This window comes from Streptomyces endocoffeicus, assembly GCF_016741935.1.
Taxonomy (GTDB): Bacteria; Actinomycetota; Actinomycetes; order Streptomycetales; family Streptomycetaceae; genus Streptomyces; species Streptomyces endocoffeicus.
On the sequence record NZ_JAERRG010000001.1, the window covers coordinates 1704480 to 1728139 of the forward strand.

21 protein-coding genes are annotated in these 23660 nt (G+C 73.0%); 10 read left to right on the forward strand and 11 right to left on the reverse strand.

The features are described 5' to 3' along the window. Position 1 precedes the first annotated feature (1 nt). The 7 genes from JK364_RS06400 to JK364_RS06430 form a co-directional block, all read right to left on the reverse strand. Entirely contained in the window at positions 2–787 is a 786-nt protein-coding gene (locus JK364_RS06400) for a GvpL/GvpF family gas vesicle protein (RefSeq protein WP_201848270.1), read from the reverse strand. Further along, complete coding sequence (gene gvpJ, locus JK364_RS06405; RefSeq protein WP_201848271.1) at positions 787–1230, reverse strand: gas vesicle protein GvpJ; 444 nt, start codon at positions 1228–1230, stop codon at positions 787–789. The genes JK364_RS06400 and gvpJ overlap by 1 nt, the downstream gene beginning before the upstream one ends. A 30-nt stretch (positions 1231–1260) precedes the next feature. Further along, complete coding sequence (locus tag JK364_RS06410; protein WP_201848274.1) at positions 1261–2271, reverse strand: SRPBCC family protein; 1011 nt, start codon at positions 2269–2271, stop codon at positions 1261–1263. A gap of 5 nt (positions 2272–2276) precedes the next feature. Beyond that, the gene (locus tag JK364_RS06415) at positions 2277–2780 is read right to left on the reverse strand and encodes a hypothetical protein (RefSeq protein ID WP_201848277.1); all 504 of its coding nucleotides are present in this window, start codon (positions 2778–2780) and stop codon (positions 2277–2279) included. A gap of 150 nt (positions 2781–2930) precedes the next feature. Next, positions 2931–4076, reverse strand: coding sequence for a glutathione-independent formaldehyde dehydrogenase (locus JK364_RS06420; protein WP_201848953.1), 1146 nt, complete (start codon positions 4074–4076; stop codon positions 2931–2933). Positions 4077–4263: 187 nt separating this feature from the next. Further along, positions 4264–5781, reverse strand: a complete 1518-nt coding sequence (glpK, locus tag JK364_RS06425) for a glycerol kinase GlpK (RefSeq protein ID WP_201848280.1) — start codon at positions 5779–5781, stop codon at positions 4264–4266. 38 nt (positions 5782–5819) lie between these two features. Further along, entirely contained in the window at positions 5820–6662 is an 843-nt protein-coding gene (locus tag JK364_RS06430; RefSeq protein WP_201848282.1) for an MIP/aquaporin family protein, read from the reverse strand. A 201-nt stretch (positions 6663–6863) separates the two neighbouring features. Here JK364_RS06430 and JK364_RS06435 point away from each other — a divergent pair, with 201 nt between their 5' ends. Then, positions 6864–8135, forward strand: a complete 1272-nt coding sequence (locus tag JK364_RS06435; protein ID WP_201848283.1) for an FAD-binding protein — start codon at positions 6864–6866, stop codon at positions 8133–8135. A gap of 19 nt (positions 8136–8154) precedes the next feature. Here JK364_RS06435 and JK364_RS06440 read toward each other — a convergent pair whose 3' ends face one another. Both JK364_RS06440 and JK364_RS06445 read right to left on the reverse strand, forming a co-directional pair. Further along, positions 8155–10548, reverse strand: coding sequence for a phosphoketolase family protein (locus JK364_RS06440; RefSeq protein ID WP_201848284.1), 2394 nt, complete (start codon positions 10546–10548; stop codon positions 8155–8157). A gap of 195 nt (positions 10549–10743) precedes the next feature. After that, complete coding sequence (locus JK364_RS06445) at positions 10744–11631, reverse strand: universal stress protein (protein ID WP_201848285.1); 888 nt, start codon at positions 11629–11631, stop codon at positions 10744–10746. Between the two features lie 248 nt (positions 11632–11879). Between JK364_RS06445 and JK364_RS06450 the strand changes: the two genes are divergently transcribed. From JK364_RS06450 to JK364_RS06480, 7 genes are all read left to right on the forward strand, one after another. Continuing rightward, entirely contained in the window at positions 11880–12482 is a 603-nt protein-coding gene (locus tag JK364_RS06450; protein WP_201848286.1) for a CBS domain-containing protein, read from the forward strand. Then, complete coding sequence (locus JK364_RS06455; RefSeq protein WP_201848287.1) at positions 12479–13384, forward strand: universal stress protein; 906 nt, start codon at positions 12479–12481, stop codon at positions 13382–13384. The genes JK364_RS06450 and JK364_RS06455 overlap by 4 nt, the downstream gene beginning before the upstream one ends. 512 nt (positions 13385–13896) lie before the next feature. Beyond that, on the forward strand, positions 13897–14751 hold the full coding sequence (locus JK364_RS06460) for a universal stress protein (protein ID WP_201848288.1): 855 nt from the start codon (positions 13897–13899) through the stop codon (positions 14749–14751). A 40-nt stretch (positions 14752–14791) separates the two neighbouring features. Continuing rightward, positions 14792–15859, forward strand: a complete 1068-nt coding sequence (locus JK364_RS06465) for a zinc-dependent alcohol dehydrogenase family protein (protein WP_201848289.1) — start codon at positions 14792–14794, stop codon at positions 15857–15859. 17 nt (positions 15860–15876) lie between these two features. Continuing rightward, positions 15877–16722: a universal stress protein gene (locus JK364_RS06470; protein WP_201848290.1), complete on the forward strand. Its 846-nt coding sequence runs from the start codon at positions 15877–15879 to the stop codon at positions 16720–16722. Between the two features lie 87 nt (positions 16723–16809). Further along, positions 16810–18168, forward strand: a complete 1359-nt coding sequence (locus JK364_RS06475) for a nicotinate phosphoribosyltransferase (RefSeq protein ID WP_201848292.1) — start codon at positions 16810–16812, stop codon at positions 18166–18168. A 28-nt stretch (positions 18169–18196) separates the two neighbouring features. Then, complete coding sequence (locus tag JK364_RS06480; RefSeq protein WP_201848294.1) at positions 18197–18862, forward strand: CBS domain-containing protein; 666 nt, start codon at positions 18197–18199, stop codon at positions 18860–18862. 404 nt (positions 18863–19266) lie between these two features. Here the strand turns inward: JK364_RS06480 and JK364_RS06485 are convergent, their stop codons facing one another. After that, the gene (locus JK364_RS06485) at positions 19267–19848 is read right to left on the reverse strand and encodes an Rv1733c family protein (RefSeq protein WP_230991330.1); all 582 of its coding nucleotides are present in this window, start codon (positions 19846–19848) and stop codon (positions 19267–19269) included. Between the two features lie 147 nt (positions 19849–19995). Between JK364_RS06485 and JK364_RS06490 the strand changes: the two genes are divergently transcribed. Together JK364_RS06490 and JK364_RS06495 are read left to right on the forward strand one after the other, a co-directional pair. Further along, complete coding sequence (locus tag JK364_RS06490) at positions 19996–20706, forward strand: response regulator (RefSeq protein WP_201848296.1); 711 nt, start codon at positions 19996–19998, stop codon at positions 20704–20706. 104 nt (positions 20707–20810) lie between these two features. After that, a complete protein-coding gene (locus JK364_RS06495; RefSeq protein WP_201848297.1) occupies positions 20811–21812 on the forward strand; it encodes an Acg family FMN-binding oxidoreductase in 1002 nt (333 codons plus the stop codon). A gap of 35 nt (positions 21813–21847) precedes the next feature. Here the strand turns inward: JK364_RS06495 and JK364_RS06500 are convergent, their stop codons facing one another. Next, complete coding sequence (locus JK364_RS06500; RefSeq protein WP_201848299.1) at positions 21848–23560, reverse strand: sensor histidine kinase; 1713 nt, start codon at positions 23558–23560, stop codon at positions 21848–21850. Positions 23561–23660 lie beyond the last annotated feature (100 nt).

Genomic DNA, 23660 nt, shown 5'->3' on the forward strand with positions numbered 1-23660 from the left:
GCTACTCGTCGCCTTCCTTCCCTTCGAGCGTCGCGTCGGCCACGAAGTCGTACGGCGCCAGCGGGCCGAGCAGACGCATCCGGACCCGGCCGTGCCAGTGCGCGGCGAGCTCCTCGGCCGCCTCCTCGAACGCCTCCCGTTTCGCGTCCGCCACCAGGAACGAGGCGTTGATCAGCCCCTCGGGGGACGCCGGCTCCTCCGACACCGAGCCCAGCGCGTACGGCGCCAGCCGCCGGTCGAGCTCCAGCGCGTCCACGCTCCGCTTCGCGGCGATGCTGTCCATGACGAGCTGGCCGAGCTCGAGCCGCTGCTCGTAGCCCGCGTCCTCGGGCAGCCCCCGCAGCTCGTCGCGGAGCCGTCTGGCCTCGGGCTGTTCGGTCACCACCTCGCGCAGCACCGCGTCCTGGTCATAGCGGGCCCGCACGGTGAGCTGCGTACGGCCGCGGAGCCGGTCGAGGCCGCGGGCGAAGTCGTCGTGCCCCTCGGCCAGCAGCTCGTCCGCCACCGCCGCGGTGTCGCGCACCACGGTGCCGAAGCGGAACGGCAGCACCGGTGAGCCCTGCGCGGCAAGGTGGTCCAGCACCCTGGCGTGGGTGCGCAGATCCTCGGGGGTGCCCAGCGGCTTGTCGACAGGCACCTCGCTGACCACCGCGGCCTGGCCGCCCTGGCGGATCAGGGTCACCGGGGCCTCCGGGTCCCCGACGGCGGGCAGGTCCTTGACCGACTCATCGGGGCGGTCGTCCGTGACGACCCCGTAGACATAGCAGGCACGTCCGTCCTCGGCCATCACCGCTCGCGCTCCCTGTGGCTGGGGGAACCCCTGGTGCGCCGGGGCCGCTCCCGCTCCTCGGCCTCGGGTTCCCGGTCCTCGTCGTCATCGTCCCGCAGCAGATCCGAGACCGATTCCTTGACGCCCTCCAGGGCGCCCTTGGTCTTCTTCTTGCCGCCGCCCTCCCGGATCTCGTCCATGAGGCCGGGCAGACCATGGGTTTCGGTGCCGCTGCGGGCGAGGTCGAGTCGGTTGGTCGCCTCCGCGAACCGCAGATACGTGTCCACGCTGGCGACGACGATACGGGCGTCGATGGTCAGGATCTCGATGCCCACCAGGGACACCCGCACATACACATCGATGACCAGGCCCTTGTCCAGGATGAGGTCGACCACGTCGACCAGGGCGCTGGAACTCGCCCGGTCCAGATACTGGCTCTGCTGCTGCCGTGCTACGGTCACCGCGCTCACCCGTTCCGGGGGCGGGGTCCGTCAGCGGCGCGCGCGGCGCCGTACGGGCTCCTCGTCCTCGTACTCCTCCTCGTCGTATGCGTCCCGGGGCTCTTCGTCCTCGTACTCCCCGGGCTCCTCGGCCTCGTATTCTTCCCCCGGTTCCTCGCCCTCCTCGGGCTCCTCCTCGTGCTCCCGCCCCTCCCGTTCGTCGTCCGCCACGATCTCGCCGTCGTGCACCACACCGCGCCAGCCCACGACCTCGTCGGGGTCGAGCAGCACCTCGCGCATGAGGTGGCGGCGGAAGTGCTTCATCTCCAGGCGCACCCGGCGGCCCTGGGCGCGCCAGAGGTTGCCGGTGCGCTCCATGAACCCCTGCGGCCAGTACTCCAGGACGAACAGGATGCGGGTGAGGTCGGGGGCCAGCTCGTGGAAGGTGATCGTGCCGTCCACATGGCCCTTGTCGGCCCGCGACGTCCAGATGATGCGCTTGTCCGGCACCTGCTCGATGACCTCGGCCCGCCACTTGCGGTGCGACCAGAAGACCTGGGCCTTCCACTCGGATTCGATGCCGACCTCGTCCTCGTCCTCGTTCCGGATGTCCTCGACCTTCTTCATGTACGAGGGGAAGTTCTCCCACTCCGTCCAGAGGTTGTAGGTGAGGGAGAGGGGCGCGCCCACGTCCATCTGCTCCACGATGTTGGTGACCTTGAGCTTCTTCCCGCCCTTACCGCCGCCATCGCCGTCACCGCCGCCGAGGCCCGGGATGATGCTCTTGGCCGTGTCGACGACCTTCTCCTTGACCTGGTCCTTGACCTTCCCCTTGACCTGGTCCTTCATCTGCTCCTTGGCCGTGTCGACGACCTTGTCCTTCACCTGCTCCAGACCGCCCTTCAGCGCGCCCGGCCCGGGGTTGCCCAGGTGGGTGACCGAAGCCAGGGCCCGTTCGCCCAGCGCCGCCAGCAGGCCCTGCGCCTCCTTCAGCAGGCGGTCGGTGGGCAGCTCCCGGGCGAGCGCGCGCCCGCCGGTCCGCCCCTTGGTTTCCTCAGCCATGGCCCTCACCTCTGGCTTCGCCGTGCGGGCCCTTCGGAACCGGTCCGCTTCCTGGCCTTCGCCGGACGGTCGGACGACGTGCGCTGCCCGCCGGCGCGCTCACGCTGCCCGCCCTCGCGGGACCGTGCGGCGCTCCCGCGCTCGCGCTCGCCGCGCTCCTCGTGCCCCTCCGGCTCCTCGTCCTCCCCGGCCTCCGGCTCGCGGTCCCCCGCGCCACCGGTGCGCAGGGTCGCGGCGCGCCGCTCCAGCCGGTCGCTCAGGGCGTCCATGCGGTTACTGGCCGCCGACATGGCCGCCTCGCGGCCCGCGGAGACCAGCCGGTTGCCGATGTCCTGGCCGAGCCTGCCGAGCTCGGAGGACTTCAGCTGCTGGGCGCCCGGTGGGTTGAATCCGGAGGTGAGGCGCTTGCCCGCGGCGAGGCCGGCGAGGCCGAGGACCAAGGTCCCCCGGTGGCCGCGCCCGAAGAGATAGCCACTGACGAAGGCCAGTGCCACCCGGCAGTTCTTCATGATCGCTCCTCCTCCCGGGGCTGAACGAGACAGCCGTTCGGGTGCATATAACCAAGTATGGTGCATATCACCCTATTCAGTGACTTTTTTGGTCATGGGCGACCGTAGGGGATCACGGGAGATCGCAGGGGCCACGGCGCCGAGGGACCGTCAGGCGGCGAGCGCCGGATGCAGCACCACTTTGGTGTAGCCCTCGACCCGCTTGTCGAACTTCTCGTACGCCTGCGGGGCCTGGTCCAGCGGCAGTTCATGGGAGACCACGAAGCTGGGCCGGGCACGCCCGGCGATGATCAGGTCGCGCAGCCGGCGGTTGTAGCGCTTGACGTTGCACTGGCCCGTGCCCATGCGCTGGCCCTTCTCGAACATCCGGCCGATGGAGACCAGCAGCTGACCGTGTTTGGCGTGCTCATCCGGGCCGCCGGGGTCGGAGGGGACGTACAGCCCCGGCACACCGAGCCGCCCGGTCGGCCGCACCGTGTCGACCAGCGAGTTGAGCACCGACGCGGGCTCCTCATGACTGGCGTCGTGCGCCTGGGCCTGGTAGCCCACCGCGTCGATGCCCTTGTCGGTGCCCTCGCCGCCGGTGCGGTCCATGATCTGCGGCACCGGGTCGCCCTTGCTGAAGTCGATGGGGACGGCGCCGATCTCCCTGGCCTTCGCCAGCCGCTCGGGGACCCGGTCGACCACGAACACCGTGGCGGCGCCGCGCAGCAGCGCGGAGTAGGCGGCCATCAGCCCCACCGGACCCGCGCCGTAGACGGCCACGCTCTCGCCCGGGGAGACCTGGGCCAGCTCACAGCCGTGGTAGCCGGTCGGGAAGATGTCGGCGAGCAGGATGAAGTCGGTCTCGAGCTCCTCGCCCTGGGGCAGCTTCAGGCAGTTGAAGTCGGCGAAGGGCACCCGCAGCCGATCGGCCTGGCCACCCCTGTACGGGCCCATCGCCACATAGCCGTAGGCGCCGCCCGCGAAACCGGGGTTGACGGTGAGGCAGAAGCCGGTGTCGCCCGCGAGGCAGTTCTTGCAGAATCCGCAGGCCACGTTGAACGGCATGACCACGCGGTCGCCCTTGGACAGCGACACGACGCCGGAACCGGTCTCCTCGACCACGCCGAGGTTCTCGTGCCCGAAGACGATGCCGGGCTCGGCCGCCGTCCGGCCCTCGTACATATGCAGATCGGAGCCGCAGATCGCGCTGGAGGTGACGCGCACGAGCACATCGTTCGGATGCTCGATCCGAGGATCGTCGACGTCCCTCACCGCCACCGAGTAGGGCTTCTCATAGACGACGGCTTTCACCTGGATCACCTCCGCGTCGATCACTGACAAGCGGCGGTGGTGGCGGACACGGCGCGGTCCCAGGGTGTCTCGGTCCCAGGGTGTCTCGGCCACCACCGGGTACTTCCAGCGAACCGCCGCGGGACGCCGGGCGCAACCGGCGCGGTCGTTCCGCCCCGGACCCCCGGGCCCCCGGGCCCCGCCGGGCCTACTCGACCGTGACCCAGTCCAGGGTGCGCTGGACGGCCTTCTTCCAGCCCGTGTACCCCTCCTTCCTGGTCTTCTCGTCCCACTGGGGCTCCCACCGCCTGGACTCGCTCCAGTGGGAGCGCAGCTCATCGGTGTCCCGCCAGAACCCCGTGGCCAGCCCCGCGGCGTAGGCGGCGCCCAGGGCGGTGGTCTCGGCGATGACCGGGCGGCTGACCGGTACGCCCAGCACATCGGCCTGGATCTGCATGCACAGCTCGTTGTCGGTGACCCCGCCGTCCACCCGCAGGACGTCCATGTGGATGTCGGCGTCCCGCTCCATGGCCTCGACCACGTCCCGGCTCTGGTAGCAGATGGCCTCCAGGGTGGCGCGGGCGATGTGGCCGTTGGTGTTGAAGCGGGTGAGGCCGACGATCGCGCCGCGGGCGTCGGAGCGCCAGTACGGGGCGAAGAGCCCGGAGAAGGCGGGCACGAAGTACACCCCGCCGCTGTCCTCGACGGTGCGGGCGAGCCGCTCGCTGCCCGCGGCGTCGTCGATCATCTTCATCTGGTCGCGCAGCCACTGGACGGCCGAGCCGGTGACGGCGATCGAGCCCTCCAGGGCGTAGACGGGAGGGCTGTCGCCGAACTGGTACGCCACGGTGGTGAGCAGCCCGCTGGCCGAGCGGATCGGCTCGGATCCGGTGTTGAGCAGCAGGAAGTTGCCGGTGCCGTAGGTGTTCTTGGCCTCGCCGGGGGCGAAGCAGACCTGGCCGACCGTGGCCGCCTGCTGGTCGCCGAGGACGCCGGTGATGGGGGTGGCGGTGCGCAGCGGGCGGGAGGTGCGGGCCTGGCCGTACGCCTCGGGGTGGGAGGAGGGGTTGATCGTCGGCAGCATCGCCCGCGGGATGCCGAAGATCTCCAGCAGCTCGTCGTCCCAGTCCAGTGTCTCCAGGTCCATCAGCATGGTGCGGCTGGCGTTGGTGACATCGGTGGCGTGGATGCCGGCGCCGGGGCCGCCGGTGAGGTTCCACAGCACCCAGGCGTCGGTGTTGCCGAAGAGGGCGTGGCCCGCCTCCGCGGCCTCGCGGACGCCCTCGACGTTGTCCAGAATCCACTTGATCTTGCCACCGGAGAAGTAGGTGGCGGGCGGCAGCCCCGCCTTGCGGCGGATCACCTCGCCCTGGCCGTTCCGTTCCAGCGCGGCCGCGATGGTGTCGGTGCGGGTGTCCTGCCAGACGATGGCGTTGTAGTACGGGCGGCCGCTGCGCGGATCCCAGATCACCGTGGTCTCGCGCTGATTGGTGATGCCGATCGCGGCCAGGTCGGCGGGGGCGAGTCCGCCCGCGCGGAGGGCGTTCTGGATCACCGAGTTGGTGCGCTCGTAGATCTCCACCGGGTCGTGCTCGACCCACCCCGCGCGCGGCAGGATCTGGCGGTGCTCCAGCTGGTACCGCGCCACCTCGTCACCGTCGTGGTTGAAGATCATGAAACGGGTGCTGGTGGTTCCCTGGTCCACCGCACCGATGAATTCCGGCATGCTGCCGCCTCTCGTGGGTGGGGTACGGCCCGGATCGGCTACTCGGGGGTCGGGGTGCGGCCCACCTCCGTTTCGGCCGCCGGGAGGAAGCGGCTGATCAGGACCTGGTAGAGGGCGGCGCCGATGAGCCCGCCGACCAGCGGGCCCACGATCGGCACCCAGAAGTACAGATCCCCGTACTGGTCCCGCCACGCGCTGCCGTATCCGGTGAGATAGCTGGCCAGCCGGGGGCCGAAGTCACGGGCCGGGTTGATGGCATACCCCGCGTCGGCGCCCCAGGCCATGCCGATGGCGACCACGATCAGCCCGATGACGAAGGGCCCCAGATTGGCCTTCGGGGCCGAGTTCAGCACATCGGTGACGGCGAAGATGAGCAGCACCAGGATCGCGGTGCCGATGACCTGGTCGCGCAGCGCGCCCCATTCGCTGACCGGAAGGACTCCGTTGCCGGGGAGGGTGGAGAAGACGAACTGGGTCTTGAAGGTGTGCCCCGGGTCGGCGTGGCCCAGCGCCTCGGTGTAGTTCCAGCGCACCAGCAGGGCCCCGACGAACGCGCCGGCCGTCTGGGCCACGGTGTACGGCAGGACCTTGCTCCAGGGGAAGCCCTTGAAGGCCGCCAGGGAGAGGGTGACCGCCGGGTTGATATGGGCCCCGCTGAGCCGCGCCGCCACATACACACCGAAGGTGACGCCCAGCCCCCAGGCCCAGGAGATGGAGTCGTGATCGCCGAGCGCGCCCGGGGGCTTGGTGAGGTCGCCGCCCGCCACGACCTGCGCCACCACACCGCAGCCGAAGAGGATCAGCACCATGGTGCCCGCGAACTCCGCGCAGAGCTCGCCGAGCAGCACCGACCTCGGGCGTTGTGGCTTCGGGGCAGTCATGGGCCCATCGTCGGGGCGCTTCGGCACGGCGGCCCGTCCTGCGGGGCCGTCCGGGTCAGGGACGGGCCAGGGGTGGGTCAGAGACGGGTCAGGGACGGGCCATGGACGGCGAAACCGGGTCTGTACGGATCAGGGTGCGGACCTGTACGAAGGTGCTGACAACATCACCCATCGCCCTCCAGCCGAAACAGGACGACACGGATGCCGACCACCCAAGCCCCGACGAACTGGGCCGGGAACATCACCTTCTCCGCCGCCCGGCTGCACCACCCGGACAGCGTCGACGAGCTGCGGCGGATCGTCAGCTCCGCCGACCGGGTACGGGTACTGGGCACCGGCCACTCCTTCAACCGCATCGCCGACACCGAGGGCGATCTGGTGAACCTGGACCGGCTGCCGCACCGGGTGGAGACCGACCCCGGGCAGCGCACCGCGACCATCGCGGCGGGCATGCGCTACGCCCATGTGGCCCAGGCCCTGCACGCGGAGGGCTTCGCGCTGGCCAACCTCGCCTCGCTGCCGCACATCACGGTCGCGGGGGCCTGTACCACCGCCACCCATGGCTCGGGGAGCGACCAGCGCTGTCTGGCGGCGGCGGTCGCGGGGCTGGAGATCGTCGGCCCCGACGGCGAGGTGACCCGAATCAGCCGGGACGAGGACCCGGACCGGCTGAACGGGGCCGTGGTCGGGCTCGGCGGTCTTGGCGTGGTCACCGCCATGACGCTGGACATCGAGCCCACCTTCGACGTGGCCCAGTGGGTGTGGACCGGGCTGCCGCTGGACCGGCTGGACGACAGCTTCGAGGAGATCTTCGGCGCCGCCTACAGCGTCAGCGTCTTCACGGACTGGCGCTCGGGCGAGGGCGTGGTGTGGCTGAAGTGCCGCACCGATCTGCCCGATCCCCCCGAGCCCGGACAGCCGTGGCTGGGGGCCCACCCGGCCGACCGCCACCACCACCCGGTGCCCGCGATGCCGCCGCTGCACTGCACCGAGCAGTTGGGCGCGCCGGGACCGTGGCATGAGCGGCTGCCGCACTTCCGCCCGGACTTCACCCCCAGCAACGGCGATGAGCTCCAGTCGGAGCTGCTGCTGCCGCGCGCGGCGGCCTCGGCGGCGTTCGCCGCGCTGCGCGGCCTCGGCGACCGGATCGCGCCCGTGGTGCAGGTGTCCGAGGTCCGTACGGTCGCGGCGGACGAGCTGTGGCTGAGCCCCGCGTACGGCCGGGACAGCGTGGCCTTCCACTTCACCTGGGTCCCCGACCACGACGCGGTGATCGAGGTGGTGGCCGCGATGGAGGAGGCGCTGCTGCCGCTGGGGGCGCGGCCGCACTGGGGCAAGCTGACGACGGCCACGCCGGAGCGGATCCTGTCCTCGTACGACCGGGCAGGCGACTTCGCGCGGCTGCTGGCCGAGCACGACCCGGCGGGGAAGTTCCGCAACGCCTATCTGGAGGGCTACTTCCCCACCGGGTGAGAGCGGCACCGGCCGGTGTTCAGCCGGTCCAGGACCATTCGGCGACCTCGGGCATATCGGTGCCGTGCTCACGGATCCAGGCCTGGTGGCGGGTGCGGGCGTCCTGCATCCGCTGCCGTACGGCCGTGGCGCGCACCGCGAGCCCGGGGGTCCGGTCGATGACGTCCATCACCAGCCGGTAGCGGTCCAGGTCATTGCGGACCACCATGTCGAACGGCGTGGTGGTGGTGCCCATCTCCAGGTAGCCGCGCACATGGAGGTTGGGGTGGACGGCCCGGCGGTAGGACAGCCGGTGCACCAGCCACGGATAGCCGTGGTAGGCGAAGATGACCGGCCGGTCGCGGGTGAACAGGGCGTCGAACTCGTGGTCCGGCATCCCGTGCGGATGCTCCTCCTTCGGCAGCAGCCGGGTCATGTCGACCACGTTGACCACCCGCACGGCCACATCGGGCAGATGGCGGCGGAGGATCCCGGCGGCCGCGATGACCTCCTGGGTGGGCACATCGCCCGCGGCGGCCAGCACCACATCCGGCTCCCCCGCGCCGTTCTCGGTGCCGGCCCAGTCCCAGGTCCCGGCGCCGCGGGCGCAGTGGGCGCGCGCCTGGTCGAGGTCGAGCCAGTCGAAGCAGGGCTGTTTGCCCGCGACGACCACGTTGACGTAGTCGCGGCTGCGCAGGACGTGGTCGGCCACGCTGAGCAGGGTGTTGGCGTCCGGCGGCAGATAGACGCGCACCACCTCCGGGCTCTTGTTGAGCACATGGTCGACGAAGCCGGGGTCCTGGTGCGAGAAGCCGTTGTGGTCCTGGCGCCACACATGGGAGGTCAGCAGGTAGTTGAGGGAGGCCACGGGGCGCCGCCAGGGCAGTGAGCGGGACACCTTCAGCCATTTGATGTGCTGGTTGACCATGGAGTCCACGATGTGCACGAACGCCTCGTAGCAGGAGAAGAGGCCGTGCCGCCCGGTCAGCAGATAGCCCTCCAGCCAGCCCTGGCAGAGGTGCTCGGAGAGGATCTCCATGACCCGGCCGTTGCGGCTGAGGTGCTCGTCAGTGGGCACGATGGACTCCTGCCACGCCTTGCCGGTGGCGCGGTAGAGGGCCTCCAGCCGGTTGGAGGCGGTCTCGTCGGGGCCGACCACCCTGAAGTCGCGGCGGTCGGCGGTGTCCTCCATGACCTGCTCCAGCAGCCCGCCGAGGACCCGGGTCGGCTCGTGCAGGGTCGCGCCGGGCTTGTCCACGGGGACCGCGTACCGCTCCAGGTCGGGGACGGGCAGCGAGCGCAGCAGCAGTCCGCCGTTGGCGTGCGGATTGGCGCCCAGGCGGCGGTCGCCCTCCGGGACCTCGGCCAGCAGGTCCGGCCGGGGCCGCCCGTCGGCGTCGAAGAGTTCCTCGGGGCGGTACGAACGCAGCCAGCGCTCCAGCTGCCGCAGATGCTCCGGATTCTCCCGGACGCCCGGCAGGGGGACCTGGTGGGCGCGCCAGGTGCCCTCCACGGGAACCCCGTCGACCTCCTCGGGACCGGTCCAGCCCTTGGGCGTACGGAGCACGATGACGGGCCAGCGCGGCCGCTCGGCGATGCCCTCCTCGCGGGCGGTGCGCTGGAGCAGGGCGATCCGGTCCAGCGCCTCGTCCAGGGCGTGCGCCATGGCCCGGTGCACCTCGAACGGTTCGTCCCCGGCGACGTGGATCGGCTCGTGGCCGTATCCCCGCAGCAGGTCGTCGAGTTCGGGTCCGGGGAGCCGGGCGAGCACCGCGGGGTTGGCGATCTTGTACCCGTTGAGGTGGAGGATCGGCAGCACGGCGCCGTCGTGGACCGGGTCCAGGAACTTGTTGGCGTGCCAGGAGCCGGCCAGCGGACCGGTCTCGGCCTCGCCGTCGCCGATGACGCAGGCGACCAGCAGCCCGGGGTTGTCCAGCGCGGCCCCGTAGGCGTGGGCGAGGGAGTAGCCGAGCTCACCGCCCTCGTGGATCGAGCCGGGGGTCTCGGGGGCCACATGGCTGGGCACCCCGCCGGGGAAGGAGAACTGCCGGAAGAGCCGGGCCATGCCCACCGCGTCCCGGCTGACGTCCGGGTAGACCTCGGAGTAGCTGCCGTCCAGCCAGGAGCCGGCGAGCACCGCGGGGCCGCCGTGCCCGGGGCCCCAGACACAGATGGCGTCCAGGTCGCGGTCCTTGATGACGCGGTTCAGGTGGGTGTGGACGAGGTTGAGTCCGGGTGAGGTGCCCCAGTGGCCCAGCAGCCGGGGCTTGATGTGGTCCGGGCGCAGCGGCTCGGTCAGCAGCGGGTTGGCCAGCAGATAGATCTGGCCCGCCGCGAGGTAGTTGGCGGCGCGCCAGTGGGCGTCCAGGGCGCGGATCCGGTCGTCGGCGAGCCCGCCGCCCGGCGAGCCCGTCGTGGTCGGTGCGTCTGGCATGGACCTCTCTCCCTCGTGGTCTCCGGTGACGTGCCCGTCTCGTGGTGTCCAGTTGTGTTTCCGCCGGTCGTGTGCCTGTTGTGTGCCGGCCGGTCGTGCTGCCTGTTTTTGTGTGCCCGCCGGTCGTGCCGCCTGTTGTGTACCCCCGGTCGTGCTGCCTGTGTTTGTGTTTCCGCCGGTCGTGCCGCCTGCCGTTCAGTCCCGCTCCGGCACGATCACCACCGGGCAGGGCGCGTGGTGCAGGGCCGCGTGGGCGATGCGGCCGAGCTGCAGCCCGGCGGTGTGACCGTGGCCGCGGCGGGCGCCGAGGACCAGCAGATCGGCGGTGGCGGCCGCGTGGAGGAGCGCCTTGCGGGCCGTGCCCTCGACCGTCGCGTGGTGCACGGTGACCTCGGGGTGGTCCCGTCGGGGGGTCCGCAGGGCGTCCTCCAGCGTCCGCTCCGCCCGTGCCCAGTGGGCACGCACCGGGTCCCCCTCCAGCAGCAGTTCATCCGTCACCTCACCGGCGGGCGCGCGCCAGGCCCGTACGGCCTCCAGCGTGCGGCCGCCCGCCGCGGCCTCGAGGAAGGCGAACCGGACCGCGGCCGAGGGACCGCCCGCCTCACCGGGCTCGCCCACGCCGAGCACGATCCGGCCGAAGGCGCCGCCCCGGTTGGGCTCGCCGCCGCGTACGACCGTCACCGGGCAGGTGGCGCGGGCGGCGACCGCGAGGCCGACCGAGCCGAGCAGCAGCCCGGCGAGTTCACCGCGGCCGCGGGAGCCGACGACCACGCCCGAGGCCTCCCGCCCGGCGCGCAGCAGCGCGTCCACCGGGTCCTCCGGCAGGACCTCGGCGGCGACCTTCACATCGGGGCCGCGGCGGCGGGCGCGCTCCGCGGCGGACGCGGCGATGTCCTCGTCCCTGATCTGCTCCCAGGGGCGCTCGGGGTCGGCGGCGGGCGCGATGCCCTCGTACCGCTCCCACAGCGAGGCGTGGATCAGCCGCAGCGGCACCGCCTGCCGGGCCGCCGCGTCCACCGCCCAGTCCACCGCCTGGAGGCTGTGGTGCGAGCCGTCGACGCCCACCACGAGGGGGAGCTCCACCGTTTCCACCACCTTCCGCGCGGCGGTCCCGCGCTCGTGCCGAACGCTTCGCCCCCCTGTCCCGACGCCTTCACCCTCCCGCCCGTGCGGGATTCCGCGCGAGGGGCGTTTCGGCCCCGCCGGGGGTCGTTCGGCCCAGGGCGCCCGTGCGGGCCGAACGGTCCCGAGCGGACCCCGGGCAGCCCAAGAAGGGGGCCGGAGCGCCGTCCCACGCTGGGAGCGGACCGGGGCGGACCGCGGAGGCACGGATGAAGCACCGCAAGATCGGCAATGTGATGACCGACGACGTCGTCCGGGTGAGTTCCAAGACGTCGTTCGACGAGGTCGGTGCGCTGCTCTCCCGGCACCGCTTCAACGGGCTGCCCGTAGTGGACGAGGACGACAAGGTGGTCGGCATGATCACCGGGACCGATCTCAGCGAGCCCGCCCCGACGGCCGGCCAGCTGATGTCGCGCCCCGCGGTCACCGTGCGCCCCCAGGACAGCATCGTGGACGCGGCCCGCGCGATGGACCGCCATCGCGTCGAGCGGCTGCCCGTCGTCGACGAGGAGGACCGGTTGATCGGCATCGTCACCCGCCGGGACCTGCTGCGGGTCTTCCTCCGCCCGGACGACGAGATTCGCGCCGAGGTGATCGACGAGGTGCTGGTCCGGTCGCTGTGGCTCGGCCCGCAGTCCGTCGCGGTCACCGTGACCGACGGGGTCGTACGGCTGGAGGGGCAGCTGGACCGGCACAGCGAGATCCCCATCGCGATCCGGATGACCGGGCAGGTGGACGGCGTGGTGGCCGTGGTCGACCGGCTCAGCTACCGGGTCGACGACTCCGCGGGCCGGGGAGGTGCGCGGCGATGACCCGCCCGGCCGGCAAGCCGCTGCGGGACGGCCGGGTGGTGGTGGGCCTGGACGGCTCCGACAGCGCCTGGGCCGCGCTGGACCGGGCGGTCGCCGAGGCGCGGCGGCGTGACGCCACGCTGGAGATCGTGCACGCCTGGCCATGGGCCCGGACCGACCCGCTCGCCTTCGACCCGGACAGCGAACCGCGGCGGCCCGGAGTGGAGATCGCCAGGACCGTGCTGCGGCTGGCCATGTCGCGGGCCCAGGAGCAGGATCCGCAGCTGCGGATCGTGCCCACCCTGACGGCCCAGGACGCGGTGCCCGAGCTGCTGCGGATCGGCGAGGACGCCTCGCTGATCGTCATCGGCACCCGGGGCCTGGGTGGCTTCACCGGGCTGCTGCTCGGCTCGGTCGGGCTGCGGCTGGCCGCCCATACCCGGCGCCCGCTGCTGGTGGTGCGCGGCGGGTCCACGAGGGCGTACGGGCCCGAGGGACACGGCAAGGTGCTGGTCGGGGTGGAGAGCGGCGCGGACGCGGCGGCGGCCCGCTTCGCCTTCGAGGAGGCCGCCCGGCGCCGGGCCCGGCTGCGGGTGCTCTACGCCTGGCCGAAGCCGAGGGTCTTCGCGGGCGATCACGCGCTGCCCGCGCGGGAGGTGGTGGCGCTGCGCGCCGAGCGGGAGCAGACGGTGGCGTACGGGATGGTGGCCGGGCTGCGCGAGGAGTTCGGGCAGATCCGGGTGCGGGAGCACACCACCCACAGCGCCCCCGCGCAGGCCCTGGTGGAGGCGTCGCGGGCGGCGGACGTCCTGGTGCTGGCCGTCCACCGGCGGACGCCCCGGCTCGGCATGCAGCTCGGGCCGGTCACGCATGCGGCACTGCATCACGCGCACTGTCCGGTGGTGCTGGTGCCGGTGGAATAGGCGCTGGTGGGCTGGGCGGTAGTGGGCTGGGCGTCTGTTGGGTGCGGGTTTCGTTTCGCGCCTTCGGCGCCATTGAGCAGCGGGGCAGGGGGCGGGGAGCGCGGGCCTCGCCGCCGACCGCCGGGCCGGTGGGGGCAAGGCCGGTGGCGGCTTTCGTGCTCGGTGGCCAGAGCCCCTCCGGACTGCGGGTCGGCGGGGTCCGGACCCCCTTCCGAAAAATGCTTGATCTGGCGCAACTAGTCCGTCAAGCAGTGTCCAGGGGGTGCCGGGCCAGTCTCCGGCTCCGGGCGGCGGAAAGGGCCGTAAGACCTGGTCCCCGGGGCCTCCCCGGGACCGGTCGGCCCTGTCGGCGGGGGCCCGGTCATGGTCCGCTGGAGATGGCACCGGGGGCAACCAGCAGACGCGGAGAAGCGGACGTCCCACTACCGCGCACCGCGCAATCAGGGCCCGCGAGAAGTGGGCGCCCCCGGCGCCCCGCCTCGGGCCGGGCATCTGCCGGGAAGGAGGCAGCGATGGCGCGCCCCGTCACCGTCGGGCTGGACGGTTCCGACGAGAGTCTGGCCGCCGCCGGCTGGGCGGCCCATGAGGCCCGTTCGCGCGGCGCGCCACTGCGGCTGGTGAACGCGTGGCCGGGGCCCGAGCAGAAGGATCTGACACCGGGCCGGGAGGCCGCCTGGCAGTACTGGTCCGAGCGCGCCCTGCACGCGGCGCGCGCCGAGCTGGACGCCCACCACCCGGAGACGACGGTCCTCACCGCTCAGATCTCCGGCCTGCCCGCGCCCGTCCTGCTGGCCGAGGCGGAGCGGGCCCAGCTGCTGGTGGTGGGGTCCCGCTCGATCGGCGCGGTCGCGGGCTTCTTCCTCGGCTCGGTCGGCCTCGAGCTCGCGGCGCGTTCCATGACCCCCGTGGTCCTGGTGCGGGCGGACGGGCACGAGGAGCGGCACGGCGATGTGGTGGTCGGTGTGGAACCGCGCGAGCGGTGCCACGACATCCTGGAGTTCGCCTTTGACGCCGCGGCCCGGCGCGACGGTGTGCTGCGAGCCGTCTACGCCACCCGGGTCCCCGCCATCCGGGGCGACGCCCCCTGGGTGGTGGACATCGGGCTGAGCGACGCGCGCAAGGAGGCCGAGCACGCGCTGGGCGAGGTGCTGACGCCGTGGCGGGACAAGTTTCCCGAGGTACGGGTCTTCGAGGAGGTCGCGTCGGACAGCCCGGCCCGGCGGCTGGTGGCCGCGGCGGCGGGGACTGCGCTGATGGTCGTGGGCCGCGGTCCACGCCGTGTGGGGTTCGGCCCCCGGCTGGGGCCGGTCACCCAGGCCGTGGCGCACCACGCCGCCTGCCCGGTCGCGGTCGTGCCCCAGCGATGAGCCCCGCCGCGGAACACCATCGGAGGAAAGGGAAGCGGCCATGAAAGCACTCGTCTTCCACGGGCCGGAGCGGTCCTCCTGGCAGGAGGTGCCCGACCCCGAACTCGAGGCCGCCACCGACGCGATCGTCCGGATCGGCACCACGACCATCTGCGGCACCGATCTGCACATCCTCCGCGGCGAGGTGCCGGACGTCGAGCCCGGCCGGGTGCTCGGTCACGAGGGGGTCGGCGAGGTCGTCGAGACCGGTGCCGACGTCCGCGGGATCCGTCCCGGCGACCGGGTGCTGATCTCCTGCATCTCGGCCTGCGGCCACTGCCGCTTCTGCCGGGAGCGCGGCTACGGGCAGTGCCGTGACGGCGGGGGCTGGATCCTGGGCCGTACGGTCGACGGCACCCAGGCCGAGTATGTGCGGGTGCCGTTCGCCGATCTGTCCACGCATCCGCTGGCGGGGTCGGCCGAGGGCCATGACGCCGTGCTGCTGGCGGATGTCTTCCCCACCGCGTACGAGGTGGGCGTCCTCAACGGCCGGGTGGGGCCGGGCGACACGGTCGCGGTGGTGGGCGCCGGGCCCGTCGGGCTGGCCTCCATCGCCACGGCGCAGTTCTTCTCCCCCGGCCGGATCATCGCCGTCGATCCGGACACGGCCCGGCTGGACGCCGCCAAGCGGGTCGGCGCCGACGCGGTGGCGGACTCCGCCGAGGACCCGGAGCGGCTGGTCGACGATCTCACCGAGGGGCTCGGTGCCGATGTGGTGATCGAGGCCGTGGGGAGCCCGCGGTCCTTCGAGACCTGCACCCGGATGGTGCGGCCGGGCGGCCGGATCGCCAACGTGGGGGTGCACGCCCAGCCCGCGACGCTGCATCTCGAAGAGCTGTGGATCAAGAACGTGACGATCACCACCGGGCTGGTCGACACCTACTCGACCCCCACTCTGCTCTCCCTGCTGTGCGCCGGGCGGCTGCCCACGTCCACGCTGATCACCCATCTGTTCGAGCTGGACCAGATGGAGGAGGCGTACGACGTCTTCGCCCACGCCGCCGACACCGGCGCGATCAAGATCGCGCTCGGCGAGGCCGCCCGTCCGCTGGTGGCCCGGGGGACGTGAGCGGGGAGGCGACGCTCATGGGAGCACCCATCGCCGTCGGGATCGACGGTTTCGCCGAGAGCCCGCCGGCCGCGCACTGGGCGGCGCGCGAGGCGCTGCTGCGCGATCTGCGGCTGCGTCTGATCCACGTCTGGAACCCGCCGTCGCCCCCGGCCCCGGCCCTCCCCCACGAGGACGACCAGAGCTACTGGTCGCGGCGGCTGCTGACCGACCTGGTGGGCGAGTTGCGTGACACCCACCCGGGGCTGCGGGTCTCGGCCGAGCTGGTGCCGCGCGAGACCGTGCCCGCCCTGCTGGACGCGGCCCGGGACGCCGAGATGCTGGTGCTCGGCTCGCGCGGCCGCGGCGCCCCCGGCGGCTTCCTCCTCGGATCGACCGGCCGCCAGGTCCTCGCGCACGGGGTACACCCGGTGATCATGGTGCACGCCGACGACAAGCCGCTGACCGCCGATGTGGCCGTCGGGGTGTCCCTGCGGTGGCCGAACGAGGAGGCGCTGCGGTTCGCCTTCGACGCCGCCGCCCGGCGCGGCGGCGTGCTGCGGGCGGTGCACGCGGGCACGAACGGGCCGGGGGACGAGGCGGCGGCGGGGGACGAGCCGGGAGCGGGGGACGAGCCGGGAGCGGAGGGCGCGCTGGACGCGGCGCTGCGTCCCTGGCGGGAGCGATACCCCGGGGTGCCGGTGGCGGAGGCGTTCACCGCGGAGCGCCCGGCGCTCGGCGTGGTGCACACCGCGCCGGGCTCGGGGCTGCTCGTGCTGGGCCGCGACGAGACGGAGCCGGGCCCCGTCCCCCATCTGGGCCCGGTGATCCACGCGGCGGTGCACCATGCGCCGTGCCCGGTGGCGGTCGTTCCACGCGGCTGATGCCCGGAAGGAGACGAGTGATGTCCGGAGGGAAGCGGGCCATGTCCGGAGGGAAGCGGGCCATGTCCGGGGGGAGGCGGGAGTGACGTGTCGGAGGCGATGACCACCGACCTCTACGAGGTGACGATGGCCCTGTCGTATCTGCGCGAGGGCATGGCCGCCCCTGCCACCTTCGACCTCTACGTCCGCGATCTGCCGCCCGAGCGGGGCTTCCTGGTCGCCGCGGGCCTGGAGCCGACGCTGGACTTCCTGTCCGGCTTCCGCGTGGAGCCCGAGGACGTGGCGGCGTACGCCGCGGCGATGGGCCGTCCGTACGAGGACCTCGAACCGCTGCTGGGGCTCGGCTTCGACGGCGAGGTGCGGGCGGTGCCCGAGGGACGGATCGTCCTCGCCGGGGAGCCGCTGCTGGAGCTGACCGCGCCGCTGCCGCAGGCCCAGCTGGTCGAGACGTATCTGCTGGGGCAGCTGAGCCACCAGACCACCATCGCCTCCAAGGCGGCCCGGTGTGTGGTGGCCGCGGCGGGGCGTCCGGTGGTGGACTTCTCGCTGCGCCGCACCCACGGCCCCTGGTCCGGGCTGCAGTCGGCGCGGCTGGCCGCGATGACCGGGTTCACGGCGACCAGCAATGTGGCGGCGGCCGCGGCCTACGGGATCGAGGCCACCGGGACGATGGCGCACGCGTACATCGAGGCGTTCCCGGACGAGGAGACCGCGTTCCGCGCGTTCGCCCGTGCCCACCCCGGCCCGGTCACCTTCCTGGTGGACACCTATGACACGGCGGCCGGCGTGGCCACCGCGGCGCGGGTGCTGCGCGAGCTGGAATCCGGGCCCCTCGGCGCGATCCGGCTGGACAGCGGCGACCTGGGAGAAGAGGCGGTGCGGGCGCGGGAGATCCTCGACGCGGCGGGACTGCCGGAGGTGCGGATCGTGGCGAGCGGCGGGCTCGACGAGTACGCCATCGAGGAGCTGATCCACTCGGGCGCGCCGATCGATGTCTACGCCGTGGGTACTCGGATGGGCGTGTCGGCCGACGCCGCCTCCCTGGACACCGCGTACAAGCTGGTCGCCTACGACGGGCGGCCGGTGATGAAACTGTCCTCGGCCAAGGCCACGGCCCCGGGCACCAAGCAGGTGTGGCGGCGCCCCGGTTTCGCCGATGTGATCGGCGAGCGCGACGAGCTTCCGCCCCACGGCGGCGCGCCGCTGCTGGAGACCGTGATGCGGGAGGGCGTACGGACCGGAGCCCCCGACACCCTCGACCGCGCCCGGCGGCGGTTCGACACCGATCTGGCGGGGCTGCCACCGCACGCCCGGCGGATCCGCCGCCCGGCCCCGCCCCGGCCCTCCACCTCGGCCGGGCTGGCCCGGCTCGCGGGGCGGGTGCGCCGCCGGATCGAGGTCCGGCTGGCGGCCGGTGGTGAGGCGGGCGGAAGACAGGCAGCGTGACGAAGGCAGCGTGACGAAGGAGGATGCCGTGCCCCGGAGTGCCCACATCGTGAGCGATGTGATGACCCATACCGTCGTCGCCGTCGGCCGCGAAGCGCCGTTCAAGGAGATCGTCAGAACCCTGGAGCAGTGGAGGGTGAGCGCCCTGCCGGTACTGGAGGGCGAGGGCCGGGTCATCGGCGTGGTCTCCGAGGCGGATCTGCTGCCCAAGGAGGAGTTCCGCGACAGCGATCCCGCGCGGGTGGCGCAGCTGCGCGACCTCCCCGGTGTCGCCAAGGCGGGCGCGGTGACGGCCGATGAGCTGATGACGACCCCCGCCATCACCGTGCACGCGGGCGCCACGCTCGCCGAGGCCGCGCGGATCATGACCCACAAGCGGGTCAAGCGGCTCCCGGTGGTGGACGAGGAGGGCCGCCTGGAGGGCATCGTCAGCCGCGCCGACCTGCTGAAGGTGTTCCTGCGGCCGGACGACGACATCGAGGACGAGGTACGCCGCGAGGTGGTGTCCCACCTCTTCCCGGCCCAGGGCGAAACCGTCCGGGTGAGCGTGAACGAGGGCGTGGTCACCCTGACCGGACGGGTCAAGGAGGCCGTCCTCATCCCGGCGGCGGCCCGCCTCATCCGCGCGATCGAGGGCGTGGTCGACTTCGACAACCAACTTACGGCCGCGCCCCATACGACCCAGCGGCGGTAGCAGCGCTGTCCGGCGGGCCCGCTCGGTCAGCCATCAGCCGCCGCTGCTGGTCCCGGTGCCGGTGCCGGTCGGTTGTTGGGTGCGGGTTTCGTTTCGCGCCTTCGGCGCCATTGAGCAGCGGGGCAGGGGGCGGGGAGCGCGGGCCTCGCCGCCGACCGCCGGGCCGGTGGGGGCAGGGCCAGTGGCGGCTTCCGTGCTCGGTGGCCAGAGCCCCTCCGGACTGCGGGTCGGCGGGGTCCGGACCCCCTTCTCCGAAAAATGCTTGATCTGGCGCAACTAATTCATCAAGCGATGTCCCGGGCCCCGCCGGGTCCGCCGCGCCGGGGTCCTGTGCGTCCGGGCACGGCAGCCTGGGCGACAGCAGCGGGCACACCCGCGCAACCCGGCCGGGCGCGGCCATCGCGTCACCGGATGTGGCGGCTCCAGCGGGGGCCGACCTCGGCCCAGGCGCGGCCCCACTCCTGGGCGCGGGCGCGGTCCAGGCGCCAGCGCGCCACACCGCGTCCGGCCAGCGACACCGCGCCCACGCCCGCCGCGGCGGACGTCCCGGCGAGCACCGCTCGGGTGGCGATCTGCTCGGGGGTGGGCGGCCGCTGGACCAGGTGGCCCCGGCCGTCGGTCCAGATCTCGGTGGCGGTGCCCGCCTTGCTCCCCTCGTGGACCCGTGCCGTACCGGTGTGGACGGCGCCGTCCGGGCCGGTCCACCGGACGATCGCGCGCACCTGGCCGGTGGTGGAGCCGTCGGCGGCGGGCTGTGCGACGGGCGCGTCCTCCTTGAGCACCGCGGGCACCCGGTGCCGGTCCGCCCGCTCCTGCCGCAGCGACGCGTCCACGGCGGTGCCCGCGACCACTCCGGCCGCCGGGCCGCCGACCGCCATCACCAGGCCGGTCACGAGCACGACCCACGCCTCAATCACGTCCGAGCGGCGTCTGAGCGGGTTGCGCCGCCATCGCCACAGCCGCCGCCCCCGCACTTGCGTGCCCATGCCGTGACCGTCGCACGCTCGGGCAGGGCGGGACGAGGGCCGGGCAGCCCCCTTGGGGGCCCGTTCGGCCCTGGTACCGCGCTGACCTGCTGCGCCACGATTCCCACCGGGGGCCGGGCGGACGGCGGACGAACGGTGCGAGAGCCCATGACGGAGACCGAAGCGACACGAGCGACACCGGCGACGCCCATCAGGGTGTTCGTCCTCGACGACCATGAGGTCGTCCGGCGCGGACTGCACGATCTGCTGGACGCCGAACCGGACATCGAGGTGGTCGGCGACGCCGGGACCGTGGACCACGCGATGGCCCGGGGCCCGGCGCTGCGGCCCGACGTGGCCATCCTGGACGTCCGGCTGCCGGACGGGGACGGCATCACGGTCTGCCGTGAGCTGCGCTCCCGGATGCCGGGTCTGGCCTGTCTGATGCTGACCTCGTTCGACGACGACGATGCCCTGCTCGACGCGATCATGGCCGGCGCTGCGGGCTACGTACTCAAGCAGATCAAGGGGTCGGACCTGGTCTCGGCGGTGCGCACCGTGGCCTCCGGCCAGTCGATGCTGGACCCGGCCACCACCGCCCGGCTGATGAGCACCCTGCGGGGCGACACCGCACCGCAGGAGCCCCGGGACGAGGTGCTGGCCGGGCTGTCCCCGCGCGAGCGGGAGATCCTGGTGCTGATCGGGGACGGGCTCACCAACCGGCAGATCGGCAAGCGGCTCTTCCTGTCCGAGAAGACGGTCAAGAACCACATCTCCCGGCTGCTGGCCAAGCTGGGCGTGGAGCGCCGCATCCAGGCGGCGGTGCTGGCGACCCACTCGTCCCCGCGCCCCGACGACGGCCATCCGGGACAACTCTGAATGGCCCGGGACGGCCCGGGGCCGGGGCCGTACGGCCCTGCCCGTACCGCTGACGGCTCGACCACCCTGATGGACGGCCCCACCACCGGCGAGGAGAGGACCCCATGCAGCCCGCAATGCTCGACGCGGCGATCCTGGAGAAGCTCATCTCCGCGGCCGTGGCCGCTCCCTCGATCCACAACACCCAGCCCTGGCGCTACCGGCTGAACCCCGAGACCGTCACCCTGGAGGTCCGGGCCGCCCCCGAGCGGGCGCTGCGGTACGCCGATCCGATGGGCCGGGCGCTGAGCGTCTCCGCCGGGGCCGCCGTGTTCAATCTGCGGGTCGCCGTGGCCCACTTCGGCTGGGACCCGGTGGTCCGGCTGCTGCCGTACCGGTCGCAGCCCGATCTGCTGGCCACGGTGCGCCTGGCCGCGTCGCCCGCCGACCGCGCCGGGGGCCATGACGACGGACACGACGACCTGTACGACGTCATCTGGCGGCGGCACAGCAGCCGCTCCCCCTACTCCGCGCGCCGGCTGCCCGCACGGGTGCTGTGCGATCTGACGGAGGCGGCGCGCGCGAACGGGGCCACGCTGTGGCTGGCGGACCCCGAGGAGACCGCAGGGCTGCTGCGGCTGACCGCCGAGGCGGAGCGGCGCATCTCCGGAGACCCGCGCCGGCTCGCCGAGAGCCGCACCTGGATCCGCGACACCGGACCGTACGGAATCCCCCCGGCCGCCCTCGGCCCACGGGACGCCACCGGGCGGCTGCCGATGCGCGACTACCTCGGCCCGCGGCCGGACGGCCGCCGGGGTGACGATCGGCCCGCCGCCCCGTTCGAGACCCGTCCGACCATCGCCGTGCTGACCACGGACCAGGACCGGCGCACCGACTGGCTGCGGGCCGGGCAGGCGCTGGAACACGTCCTGCTGCTGGCGACCTCGCACGCGGTCCGGGCGTCCCTGCTGCACCAGGCGCTGGAGTGGTCCGATCTGCGGTGGTCGCTGAGTGACGCCCACCCGGCGCCCGGCCATGTGCAGATGCTGATCCGGCTGGGTTACGGACCGGTGGGCCCGGCCACGCCGCGCAACGGGGTGGCCGAGGCACTGGACAGGCACCACTGACGGGCCCCGCTTATCGCCGCGCCGCCGGGCAGCGCCTACCGCTCCGGCAGCGGTACCGCCCACACCAGGCGGGTGCCGCCGCCCGGCGGCTCGCCGAGTTCCAGCACACCGCCGAGCTTGTCGGCGCGCTCGGCCATGTTCCGCAGTCCGCTGCGACGGCCGCCCTCGGGGATACCCACCCCGTCGTCCGTGACCGTGAGGGTCAGCCGCCCGGACGCCACGATCAGGGAGATCTCGGCGGCGTCGGCCCCCGCGTGCCGGGCGATGTTCGACAGCGCCTCGGCCAGCACGGCGACCATGTCGTCCGCGACCGAGCGCGGCACATCGGTGTCGACCAGGCCCTCGGTGCGCAGCGAGGGGGTGAAGCCGAGCGCGGGCACGGCCTCCTCGATGGTCTTGGCGGTACGGACCCGCAGCCCCTGGACGGCGGGGCCCGCCTCGTGCGAGCGCAGCCCGAAGATCGTCGAGCGGATGATCTTGATGGTGTCGTCCAGGTCGTCCACCACCCGCAGCAGCCGTTCGGAGCCCTCCGGGTGCTGGACGAACCGCAGGGTGGACTGCAGCGTCATCCCGGCGGCGAAGAGCCGCTGGATGGCCAGGTCGTGCAGATCGCGGGCGATCCGGTCGCGGTCCTCGAGGAGAGCCAGCTGTTCGGCGTCGCGCCGCCGCTCGGCCAGTTTCATCGCGATCGCCGCCTGGCCCGCGAAGCCCAGCAGGGTGTCGGTCTCGATCTGGGTGAAGACGGGGCTGTCCGCCACCCGGGCCAGCGAGAGCACCCCGCCCACTCCGTCCCGCGTCCGCATCGGCACCGCGACGGCCGGGCCGAGCCCTTCCCAGCGCTGCGGGCCGACCGTGATCCGCGGGTCGTTCTGGACATCGGTGCTGGTGACCGGCTCGGAGGCGGTGAAGGCCGCACCACCGAAGGTGCCCCGGCGGGGCAGCACCAGACCGCGGTGGGCCTCGGCGTCGGTGCCCGCCGCCAGCGCGACCTGAAGCTCGTCGGTGCCGGCCACCGGCAGCATCAGCACACCGAGATCGGCGGAGAGGATCCGGCGGGCGTGCTCGACGATCAGCTCCAGGACCCTGGTCTCGTCCACTCCGGACAGCAGGCTGTGGGTGACCTCGGCGTTCGCCTCCAGCCAGCGCTGGCGGTGCCGGGCCTCCTCGTACAGCCGGGCGTTCTCGATGGCCACCCCGGCGGCCACGGCGAGGGTGGACAGCACCGTCTCGTCCTCGCCGTCGAACTCCTCACCGCCGCGCTTCTCGGTGAGGTAGAGGTTGCCGAAGACCTCGTCGCGCACCCGGATGGGCACTCCGAGGAAGGAGCGCATCGGCGGGTGGTTCGGCGGAAAGCCGTAGGAGGCCGGATGCTCCGAGAGCTCGGCCAGCCGCAGCGGCTGGGGGTGGCGGATCAGCTCGCCGAGCAGCCCGTGGCCCGACGGCAGCCGCCCGATCGCCCCGGCCCGCTCCTTGCCGATGCCCACCGGGAGGAACTCGGCCAGCCGCTGGTCCTCGCCGATGACGCCCAGCGCCCCGTATTCGGCGTCCACCAGCACCACCGCGGCCTCGACGATCCTCCGCAGCACATGCGACAGATCCAGCTCCCGGCCGACCGAGAGCACCGCTTCCAGCAGGCTGTGCACCCGGTCCTGGGTGCCACGCACCCCGTCGATGCGCACCTGCAGCTCTTCCAGCAGCTCGTCCAGCCGCAGCCGGGGCAGGTACTCCGTACTCCTCGCGCTCTCCATACCCACGGTGCCTCCGTCGGCCCCACCGCGCTCGGCACGGCATTCCGCACGGCCCTCACTCCTTTCACGGTAGCCGCGCCGGGCCGACGGTGAGTGCTGC